This is a genomic window from Mastigocoleus testarum BC008, from assembly GCF_001456025.1.
In the GTDB taxonomy this organism is placed as follows: domain Bacteria; phylum Cyanobacteriota; class Cyanobacteriia; order Cyanobacteriales; family Nostocaceae; genus Mastigocoleus; species Mastigocoleus testarum.
The window spans coordinates 110,907-121,667 of the sequence record NZ_LMTZ01000100.1; the positions used below are offsets into that span (position 1 = coordinate 110,907).

A 10,761-nucleotide genomic window follows, 5' to 3' on the forward strand; every position below is an offset into this window, starting at 1 on the left:
CCCCCAAATGCATTGTTTGGAAGTAAAACTTTATAGTTTTAAACATCCGTCTTCCATTTGCACGATGCGATCGGCAATATCAAGGATTCGGTTGTCATGGGTCACTAACATTACAGAGCAACCTTCCTCCTTGGCTAGTTTTTGGATAATATTGACTACATCTCTTCCAGTTTTACTATCTAAAGAAGCTGTTGGTTCATCGGCTAAAACTAATTTAGGTTGAGCAACCAATGCGCGAGCGATCGCAACTCTTTGTTGTTGTCCCCCTGATAATTTTTCTGGGTACGTATCGACAAAATCTGCTATTCCAACTGCTCTCAAGATATTTTCAGCGCGTTGACGATATTCCCATGTGGGAATTTCTGGATGTAGTTTCAGGGACATTCGCACATTACCGTAAGCTGTTAAGCATTTAAGTAAGTTATGGTGTTGGAAGATAAAACCAATTTGATTTCTCACTTTAGTTGCCTGTTTTTTACTGATATCTCGTAATTCTCGACCAAGAATTTTTAAACTACCAGACTGTACAGAACGGAGCCCACCAATTAAAGATAATAAAGTAGTTTTTCCACTACCGGAAGGTCCTGTCAAAATGACTATTTCTCCCGGATAAATATCTAAATTAATATCATTTAGTACAGACTTAAGTAGTTTACCTTTACCAAAGGAATGATTAAGATTACTAACAGCAACAGTAGGTTTCATAGTAGGGATTGGCGACTGGGGACTTGGGGAAAGTGTGGGGAGTGTGGGAGGATGGGGAAGAGCAAATTACTCATTACTTATTACTTATTACTTATTACTTATTACTTATTACTTATTACTTCTAAAAAACGTCTGCAGGGTCTGCAGAACGAAGCTTATTCGTAGCGATCGCACCGGAAACAATACTCATTACTAAAGTAAGAATAAAAACTTGTAGAGCAATACTTACTTTCATGGCTATGGGAATTCTGGTTAGCATGAATAGTAACTGATATAAACCGACCGAGGCGATAAAACCAGGAATAAATCCCATCACCCCAAGGATAATTGCTTCTTGAATCACAACTACTAATAATGACTTGTCCCCATAACCCATTGCTTTTAGGGTTGCATACTCGGAAAGATGATCGTTAATGTCAGAGTAAAGAACTTGGTAAACAATAATTATCCCCACAATAAAACCAACGATGGTACCAAATCTTAAAATGACTCCATTCGGTTCTGAAGCATCAAACATTTGCTCTCGTTGCATTAATTCTTCATGGGTGAATACACCAATTTCCTTGGGAATATTAGCGCGTAATTGAGCTTGTACCTTCTTAATATTTACTCCTTCATCAACAGAAATGACTCCAATAGTCACCTGATCAAGGCTACTTTGTCCTTTACGTTTAGCATAGTTCCAGTCACTCATAATGATGTTACCATTGGCAAACAAAGTGCTACCCATCTTGAAGAGTCCTACAACATAGGTGCGGCGATTACCCATTAAAGTTGTAACTTCTTCCTGGGTTGTTAACATTTGGGGAACTTCACCTAAAGATGGTTGCGAGAGACGATCGAATAGTACTGCATCGGGTGAAGTCAGTTTAGCTAACTGATTATTGACCTGGGGTAAATCGAATACTGGAGGTTGAGCGGGATTGAAAGCAATAATTCTCACCCTATTCCCAAAATTTCTCTGTCTTTTTCTACCGGGGGAAGAGGTAGCTAAATTTTTCTGTCTCGCAAATTCTGTCGGGTTGACCCAATTATCTCGAGCGATATAGACCGGACTAACCGAATCTATTCCATCTATAGCTGCTGCTTTGTAAATAGCAGCACGGGGAAAGGGAATACCCCAACGAATTGTAGGACTTAGGGTAGAAACTAATAATAGATCGCCACTCAAACTTTCATGTAATTTGGTTGTTCCTTCGGTGAGCATTGATAGCAATCCTACTTGAGTGAACATCAAGATATTAGCGAAGCAAACTCCTGTGGTTGCAACAGCTAAACGCATTTTTTGATGAGATAATTGCGCCCAAGCTAAGGGTGTCTGAGGTTGAAACTTTTTTGGTTTCATATTTTGTCATTGGTAATTGGTAATGGGTAATTGGTAATTGGAGGAATAATAAGTTAAACATCAATTTTGACGCGGACTTGCATTCCTGTTAAAGCCGAGACTTTGGGATTATCTTCAGGATTGACACGAATTTTAACTTCCACTACTCGAGCGTTAACATCAGTATTTGGGTTTGTTTTATCTTGATTGAGGCGAGTTTTACCAATTTGTAAGCCAATCTGGTCTACCTTACCTTTGATTTCTCCTTTAAACCCACCGTATTCACTATTAATAGTGGCTGTTTGTCCCTTTCTTACCCGAATAATATCGGTTTCATAAACCTCCGCAACTACATACATCTGCTTGGTTTGTCCGAGTTCTGCAATACCCTGCTCGGTATTTACCTGTTCTCCAACCCGGGTATTAATTCGTAAAATTTGTCCGCCAATTGGTGCTCTTGCTTGTGTATCATCCAATTCAGCTTTGCGTTGTTCTACTTGAATTAAGGCTTGTTCTAATTCAGCCTTAGCTATTTCTACATCCACAGGACGAACTTCTTTTAACCTACGTAAATTTGCTTTTTCTTTTGTTAATTTTGCTTCTAGAGTTGACGTAGTATTTTCTAAATCTGCTTTACTTTGGGAAATACTAGCTTGTGCTCTCTTGTATTCTTCTGTAGCGTTATCTAGTTCAGCTTGTTGGAGTGCTCCTTCTTTAGTTAACACGTGATTGCGCTCATATTTGATTTTAGTGTTACGCAAAGTAGCTTCTGCTTGAGCAACTAAAGCTGCTTTTTGTCTTGTTTCTGATCGCAATCTAGCTTCCAACTCTGCGATCGCTGCTCTTTGAGCAGCTAATTCTCCTACTTTTGCATCTCCTTGACGAATTTTCAGCAATCTAGCCCGTTTAATCGCTACATTGGCTTTTGCTTCTCGCAACTGCTGTTCGGCTCTTTCTGTTCCTTGCAAAACCGCTATTAATTGATTCGGTTTGACAAAATCACCTTCTTTGACAAGAATTTGATTTACGCGACTATCCCGCGCATTGACCACGGAAATTTTAATTACATCTCCCTCAGGTATAATTCTACCGAGGGCTACAACCCTACTGGAAGTTGGAATTTCTGTTTGCGTAGAAGTTTCAGGTTTATTATTTTGTGCTTGCAGGGAAGCACAGGCTGTAGATAGACTGAGAAAAACAAAAATAAACGTATAACGAATAATATACCGCCAAAAAATAATAGATGCCTTTTGGCGAACTCCATTTTGTGGCTGAAACATAATAAATCAGTTCCCAATAGGTTTAGAGTTAAATATTTCTTGAGTTTTACAGTAGGTCAATTTCGAGTTGTATCGACAAAGAAGTCAAATGAACAAAAAATTTGGAAAAAGATATTAAAACAAAAAGAATACTATTTTGACGATAATCTGTTTTAGAGTATTACTCTTGCAGATATATAGAAACAACAAGGAAAGCAGATTATAAAAAATCAAATTCTAAATATATCGAATTCTGAGTATATCGAATTTTAAGTGTATCCAAATTGTATTTGAGTCATTGAGCCAAGTATTATACGCAATACACATGAATTTTAGCAGCGTAAATCGGACTTTAATGCTGAATAGAGTCATAAAAATCCATGACAAAAGTCATATTGATAATATGAAGTTAGATATTTTCGATTCACAAAAGATTCAAAGCTTTAGAGTTCCAGATTTGATCGCGTAGAACTACAAAATATATAAAAATTATTATATCAAGTACTCCCCTCTAGTGCTTTACTTTTATTAAAATCCTTCAATTTACCTCCTCTCCCGACTTTTGTTAGCGCTGCGTTAGCGGTAGCGAGGCTTTAACACATGCGCGACCTAGCGTAAGCGTACTGTAAGTATTGCGCATAATTCTGACTTCTGACTCCTGACCCCTAACTCTTGACTTCTAATTTTGTCCTAAATTAATTGTACGGAACATCTTTTCTTAGTGCAAAATCAATATAAATGTCACTGAATATTGATTTTTATCTTATGGGTATATTCTCCAATCAAAAACTTTGCTTAGGTGTCGCTTTTGCTGCTTTATTTGGGGTTACTTTAACCGGAAGTTATTTACGTACTCGTTCCCAAAGTATTTCCTACGCTCAAAGTCAACTTCAAACAAAAAATAAAAATCAACTAAAAAATCAAAATTCAGTCACTGAAACAAAAACTTCACTACAGTTAGCTGCAAATTATCAAAACAGTTTAACTGTTAACCCAGTATCTACAATCAATAGTAATCAACAAGAGAAAGATACAGCGCAACAAAAATCATTATCAAAAACTTACCAAGTAATTGATGAATTAAAAAGAAATAAATTTAAGATTAATGGCGATCGCGTTTTTAGAACCGGAAAACTACCCAGAACTAAAGTCGATCTAAATCAATCAGACCTATTAACAGTTCTGCTAAACACCAGAAAATATTTCCAAGAACATAGTGATGCAGACCCAGATGTGCAGAGAACCGGAATACTGGGAACCCAAGGTGTAACGATACCGGATGTTCTCAAAACTTTGGATTTTATGATTGCAACATTACGCCAAGATATTGCTAATGGTAGACCAACCCGCTTACAGGATCCCAATTTTATTAACAAACACTTCAGAGTAATTAAATGGTCTGCATATAATCCTAAAAATCTGCGGAGAAAAAATTTAAGAATCACCAAATATGCTGTTTTTTCCCATTCCGGTTCTCGAAGAAAAACTTCTACTTATAATACGCCAATTTACAGTCTCAAGGACGAGTTAGCTACAGATAAATTTTATAAAAAATATACTAAGCAACAGGTTTTATCAGGAATTTATGAGCGCGGTGGAAAAGAATTTGGTAAGGTTGAACCCCTTGCTTATCTTACCCGAGAAGGTTTAGAAGAAGCATTAATGCAAGGTACAATCCTGATTAATTTTCCTGACGGTTCTCAAGCATTTTTCAATGTAGATCGAAATAATGGAATTCCTTATGTCAAAGGGTTAAAAAGAAGAGCACAAAAACGTTATTGGTATTTCAGACAAGTTGATGCAATCAAAGGTTACGGTCATGAGATAAATGCAAAAATATCTGTTAAACCGGGAGTCACCTTCGCTGGAGATGTCTTAAACGTTGGTTTAGGTAAAATTATTGTTTTAGAGTACAATAAAGGCGGTCGCAGAAGATTGAAAATGGGAGTTTTAGCAGATACAGGTGGCGCTTTCCTACCCAATCTTTATCAATTAGATTTTCTCGCCGGAATCTTTCCCAATAGACAAAAATTTAACGAAAATAATCGCAGATTACCAACATATGCAAAAGCATATATCTTAGTAAAAAAATAAATAACCGTTATTGGTAATAACTGTTTTTATATAATTGAATTACGTGTCAAACATAAAATATTTGTAGAGACGTACCATCTTGTAGAGACGTACCATGGTACGTCTCTACACGTGATTTATTCACTTGAAAAAGTTGCGGATGTATATCAAGTTAAATAACTACCATCAAGCATCAGTGGATTGGGATTTTTCTCCATACTCCATCCCATTTTGCTCTGCATAACGATGCATGAAACGCATAAAACGTTCCCAATGATCCTCATGTTCGATTTCAACCTTGCACTCTACTTTCCTTAACTCATCCCCTTCATCCCCACCAAAAATAAATCGAGTTGAAGAAGGTGTAACGCTAATATCACCTTCTTCGTCAGTTAAAAGCATGGAATTTAAAGATTGCTTAGTAAAACTATTTGCACCTTCTATCGCTTTCAATTTATTAAAAGTCATTACAATAACGCGGTTCCCAGAACGGGTATTTCTCCGCAGACTAACGTTATCCAGCTCTTCTTTTATGCCAGCAAAAAACTGAATTGAAGGATTATTAGATGCCATGATTTATACGAAGAATATTATCTCTGATATGGATAATGATACTGCTGATTGGCTGGCTGTTGATACTGATTTGGGGGATAATTTCTTCCAAACCTGGTGTGAACTGGTGACGTCACTGGCGAACTATAAGTATTCATAGGCACGTTACCCCTATTAGTCGGATATGTGGGAGTAGTCATCCCTCTCTGTTGCATGGGGTTAACCGGTGGACTATTTCCGCTTCGATTACTTTGGTTTGGAAGATTATTAGGCTTACTTAATTCTTCAAAAGCCTGACGGGAAGCAGATTTAATAAACTTTTCTGCACTGGGGTCATCTTTAACCTTTCGCTCTACCATCACGGCGATGGTATAACGCTTACCGGTTACTAGATCGACTAAACCGGCGTCTCCCAACATTTTACCGATATATCCCGTCTTATTGGCAATTGTTGCTCCTTCTCCCAAACCTGTAGGTAATAAATGCCTTCTGGTATTTTGTCGCATAATTGCCAAAATGCGATCGCGTGATTGCATACTTACCAAACGACCCCGACTTACCATCGCCATCACATCTCCTAAGTCTTTGGGTGATGTGGTGTTTGTCCCTTCAATATCTGGAAGTGGATTGCGAAGTGCTGTGTGAGTCAAACCCCAACGACGAAAACGTTGATTGAGCGCCTGCATACCTCCCATACGCTTTATCAACATGTTAGTAGCTGTATTGTCACTGATAGTCATCATCTTATCAGCAACTTCCAATGCTTTATATGTGGTCCCTGCTGGTTGGTTGCGCATATCTCCAGAACCACCGACCATATCATCTTTTTCCATGGTCAAAACCTCATTGAGGCGGATTTTGCCATTATCTACATCCTGGAAAAAGGCAACTAAAATAGGGATTTTAATTGTACTTGCAGCGGGGAAACTAAGTGTGGCGTTCACATTTACATAGCGCCCATCATCCAAATCGATTAAATATACTCCTGGACGAATACTAGGATTCTGATTCGCCATACTTTGCAAGCTAGCTTTTAAAGGAGCAATCTCTTGGGTGAGTACGAGATTTCCTGGATCTAAATTAGATTGAGATTGATTTTGTCCGACTTTAGCCTCAGAAGATGAGGTTGCAGAATTGATTCTGGTCGCCGGGTCAAACATTGACAATGCAGTACCCACTATTGCACCAATACCAACTCCAACGATTAACAGTCGCAAGGCGTACAGAATTGTTCTAGCCATCGGCTTTAAGCGCGTCCGGCGAGACATTGTAATCCTCTTCCCTGGTAATGGCTGTTTGCGTACCCGCTTTAACTTCACCGCTTGGGCGTTAGCTGCTTTAGGTTTAGCCCTTGCAGGAACAGCACTGCGGGAATTTGCCGTATGAACCTGAGAAGGAGGAATTCTTCTGGGCGGATTACCCTTAGACTTCGCGACGGGTACCCTTGTTTTTACACGTTTAACAGGAACGCCTTTCGCGGCAGAATGCTTGGCGAGAGGACGCGCCAATGCACCTCCCCTTGAGGTTGGCGGTTGCTTTCTACGAGATTTTCCTGAATTATTTGCCACTTTTTTTTCTATACTAGGAAACTGACGGCGGTTGCTAGGTTGACGCCGTGGAAAAGCTGTGAACTTGTCAATTGACTCTGACACCGCTACTCCTTTTGAGTTACTCAAGTAGAACTCTCGCGTACGTTCGAATTCTCCCGTACTAACTTCCGAAAACTTAACCTACTTCCAAAGCACCCCGACTTAGAGCTTGATAACTGCCACTGTTATAGCGTTTCCGTGTTTAGTGTAAGTCATAAATCATTATTGTGCAGGATAATCCCGTACATCTTGGATAATGATTTACAAGTTTTCACGTTCACTTGCTTGGCTGGAATTTGCTTGATTGGAAATATCTAGCAATTCGTGATTTGATAGCGCCCATAAGGTTTGACGCAGAACCCCCCGTAGCATAGCTACTTCTTTTGTTCGCAGTTGGGCGCGATTATACATTTGACGGAATTTCTCCATCCGACTAGCTACTGTATGGGGATATAGGTAACTAATTGTTAATAGTACAGATTCTAGCTGTTGGTAATAACCTTCGACAACGTCTAAAGGTGCGATGTCATACTCCGAATGATTAACTGATAATGTTTCTAGGGGTTTTTCAAAGGTGTTATTGGTGTTTTCTTGTGTTTTCGCTTCTATCTGTGGTTGTATTTTATAATGATTTTCTACTTTATATTCTGAATTGTCCACCTTAGAATCTAAAAAAATTCCTGAAATTGTTGCCAATTCATAACAACAGATACCTACACTCGTTGCTAAATTTAAGGAAGCATATTCTGGATTTGTGGGAATGCGCATAAATCGCTGAGCGTAGTTTAATTCTTCATTACTCAGTCCCCTGTCTTCTGGACCAAAAATTAATGCGGATGGTTGTCCGATTTCTTCAAGTAACCAAGGTAAGGCGATGCGGGGTGGTTCTAAGGGTATTTCCCAATCTCGACTTCTAGCAGTTGTGGCGATCGCACGTTTGCATCCTTTTAATCCCTCAGGTAAAGTGTTAACTACTTCGGCTGTTTGCAAAACATCTTTTGCGTGAACTGCCATTCTCAGTGCTTCCTCTCCTAGATAATCGCATTTGGGATTAACCAAAACTAATTGATTTAAACAGAAATTTTTCATTACCCGCGCCACAGAACCTACATTCATGGGACCTGCAGGTTCTACCAAAATAATTTTTACTCCAGTTACCGTCATCTAGAAATCTCCTTGAGGTTATCAGTCAACAGTTAACAGTTATCAGTTATCAGTTAATGCGCTGTGTACACTTACGTGTCCCGCAATACCTACGGTACGCTACCGCTAGCCGCTAACGCGCACGCAATACCTATAGCTATAGCTGCGCTACCTACGGAGCTGCTACCTACGGATCCGGTACGCTTTGCTAGGCGCTAACAGTTATCAGTTAATAGTTAATAAATAACAGATAAGTTTGGGTAGTAAAATTATTCACAGGTACTGGAATGGGGCAACACTGAGAATCTATCAATAATGGTTTTAAATTGGAAGATTGGTTTAGTCCTTAGTGTTGGGGTATGTGCGGCTTCGACTGCTGCAATTTTTACCAGATTGGCGTTTGACGCTGCAGGGACTTCTGGTGCTGGAATTAGTCTGGTTCTTGCTGCTTCACGATTAACTATCGCTGCGTTGATACTGCTTCCATCTGCAAGAAAATTTCCCGAGCTTCGGGTTAATTCTCAAGCAATTTACTATGCTGGAATTGCTGGAATTTTTCTCGCTTTACATTTTGCAACTTGGATTTCTTCCCTCAGTTACACATCAATTACTGCTTCTACAACTTTAGTTGCAACTAACCCCCTTTGGGTAACTCTATTTTCTTGGCTTTGGTTTAAAGAAAAACCTTCTCTTCTTACGGTCACTGGGGTGGGAATCGCTGTTTTTGGTGCGATCGCGATCGGTTTTGGAAATCTTCAAATCCAGACTGCGACTAGTCAAGCATTGTTAGGTAATGCTTTGGCTTTGATGGGAGCATGTGCAGCAAGTTTATATTTACTCTGGGGACGGGAAGCCCAAAAACTAGGATTAAGCATTGGAGCATACGTGACTGTTGCGTATACAACAGCAGCAGTAATACTTTTACCTTTACCTGTGATATTCGATTCGGGTTATATCGATCACCCCATTACTTTTTACTTGTATGTTTTGTTAATGGCTCTTTTTCCCCAACTGATAGGACATACTAGCTTCAATTGGGCGATGCGATCAATTTCGCCGACTTTGGTTGCATTGACTATCTTGTTTGAGCCAATATGTTCCAGCTTTCTTGGTTATTTGATTTATCAAGAGGTTCCAGGAGTGTTGGAATTTGTTGGTGCGGGTGTATTACTGATTGGGGTTGCTTTAGCTATCGTTGGGGCGAGACAACAAGATATATGATGTCCCTAAATTTGTTAACTTTATGTATTACTACTTAGATTTTACAGCTACTTAAGCAGACAAGGAATAAAAAAGGTGGGTTACTCCACCTTTGTAAGAACTTATTTTATTTCAATCGAATCTGAAATCGATTATACAAGTATGATGTCCTGGGTAATATTCAAACCAGCATTGGTATTCAAGGTCGCAAAATGAGTATCATTGCCATTCTGGTTAAAGCTTAAAGCACCTGTAGTACTGTTGTAAGTGAATTGACTTGTAGAAGTTGCACCAAAGCTAGAGACAATCTGAATTTTATCTCCGTCTGAACTAGAAAAGTCTGTAATAGTATCAATCCCGTCTAAACTGGAATTGAATACAAAATTATCTGCACCAGCCCCACCAGTTAATGTATCATTGCCAGCTTCACCATTTAATGAATCGTTTCCTTGTTCTCCACCAAGAACATCATCTCCAATTCCACCCAGTAGGGTATCATTTGCTGAATCACCAACGGGGTTTTCATTTCCTCCATAGAGTGTATCATTACCGTCCCCACCTTTGACGGTATCTTGACCATCTTCACCACTTAACCAATCATCACCTTGCTCCCCATCAAGATAATCATCACCTGCACCACCCCATAGAGTATCATTTGCCGAATCACCATAGGGGTTTTCATTTCCTCCCAAAACTGTGTCGTTACCGTCACCACCTCTAATAATATCGCGACCCGATTCACCTGTTAGCCAATCATTACCTTGCTCTCCATCAAGAGAGTCATCACCTGCACCACCCCATAGAGTATCATTTGCCGAATCACCATGGGGGTTTTCATTTCCTCCCAAAACTGTGTCGTTACCGTCACCACCTCTAATAATATCGCGACCCGATTCACCTGTTAGCCAATCATTAC

The 10,761-nt window shown here is 39.3% G+C and carries 8 protein-coding genes and 1 pseudogene; 2 read left to right on the forward strand and 7 right to left on the reverse strand.

The window, feature by feature from the left end; genetic code table 11:
* Window positions 1-30: 30 nt before the first annotated feature.
* The 3 genes from BC008_RS23250 to BC008_RS23260 form a co-directional block, all read right to left on the reverse strand.
* Window positions 31-705, reverse strand: coding sequence for a DevA family ABC transporter ATP-binding protein (locus BC008_RS23250; RefSeq protein ID WP_036266908.1), 675 nt, complete (start codon window positions 703-705; stop codon window positions 31-33).
* Between the two features lie 121 nt (window positions 706-826).
* Window positions 827-2,050 carry an ABC transporter permease DevC gene (devC, locus tag BC008_RS23255; RefSeq protein ID WP_027845556.1) on the reverse strand — a complete coding sequence of 408 codons (1,224 nt, stop codon included), beginning with the start codon at window positions 2,048-2,050 and terminating at the stop codon, window positions 827-829.
* Window positions 2,051-2,103: 53 nt separating this feature from the next.
* On the reverse strand, window positions 2,104-3,309 hold the full coding sequence (locus BC008_RS23260) for an HlyD family efflux transporter periplasmic adaptor subunit (RefSeq protein WP_082650604.1): 1,206 nt from the start codon (window positions 3,307-3,309) through the stop codon (window positions 2,104-2,106).
* A 744-nt stretch (window positions 3,310-4,053) separates the two neighbouring features.
* On the opposite strand from BC008_RS23260, the gene BC008_RS23265 reads away from it, so the two are divergent.
* Window positions 4,054-5,382 (forward strand): hypothetical protein, encoded by a 1,329-nt coding sequence (locus tag BC008_RS23265; RefSeq protein WP_027845554.1) that lies wholly within the window; start codon window positions 4,054-4,056, stop codon window positions 5,380-5,382.
* 165 nt (window positions 5,383-5,547) lie between these two features.
* Here the strand turns inward: BC008_RS23265 and psb28 are convergent, their stop codons facing one another.
* The 3 genes from psb28 to BC008_RS23280 form a co-directional block, all read right to left on the reverse strand.
* Window positions 5,548-5,934, reverse strand: a complete 387-nt coding sequence (gene psb28 / locus BC008_RS23270; RefSeq protein WP_027845553.1) for a photosystem II reaction center protein Psb28 — start codon at window positions 5,932-5,934, stop codon at window positions 5,548-5,550.
* Between the two features lie 17 nt (window positions 5,935-5,951).
* Window positions 5,952-7,565, reverse strand: a complete 1,614-nt coding sequence (locus tag BC008_RS23275; RefSeq protein ID WP_036267371.1) for a serine hydrolase — start codon at window positions 7,563-7,565, stop codon at window positions 5,952-5,954.
* Between the two features lie 198 nt (window positions 7,566-7,763).
* Entirely contained in the window at window positions 7,764-8,666 is a 903-nt protein-coding gene (locus BC008_RS23280) for an RNA methyltransferase (RefSeq protein ID WP_027845551.1), read from the reverse strand.
* 294 nt (window positions 8,667-8,960) lie between these two features.
* Between BC008_RS23280 and BC008_RS23285 the strand changes: the two genes are divergently transcribed.
* The gene (locus BC008_RS23285) at window positions 8,961-9,866 is read left to right on the forward strand and encodes a DMT family transporter (RefSeq protein WP_027845550.1); all 906 of its coding nucleotides are present in this window, start codon (window positions 8,961-8,963) and stop codon (window positions 9,864-9,866) included.
* A 131-nt stretch (window positions 9,867-9,997) separates the two neighbouring features.
* Here BC008_RS23285 and BC008_RS23290 read toward each other — a convergent pair.
* Window positions 9,998-10,761 (reverse strand): annotated as a pseudogene (locus tag BC008_RS23290) (calcium-binding protein); the annotation flags it as partial.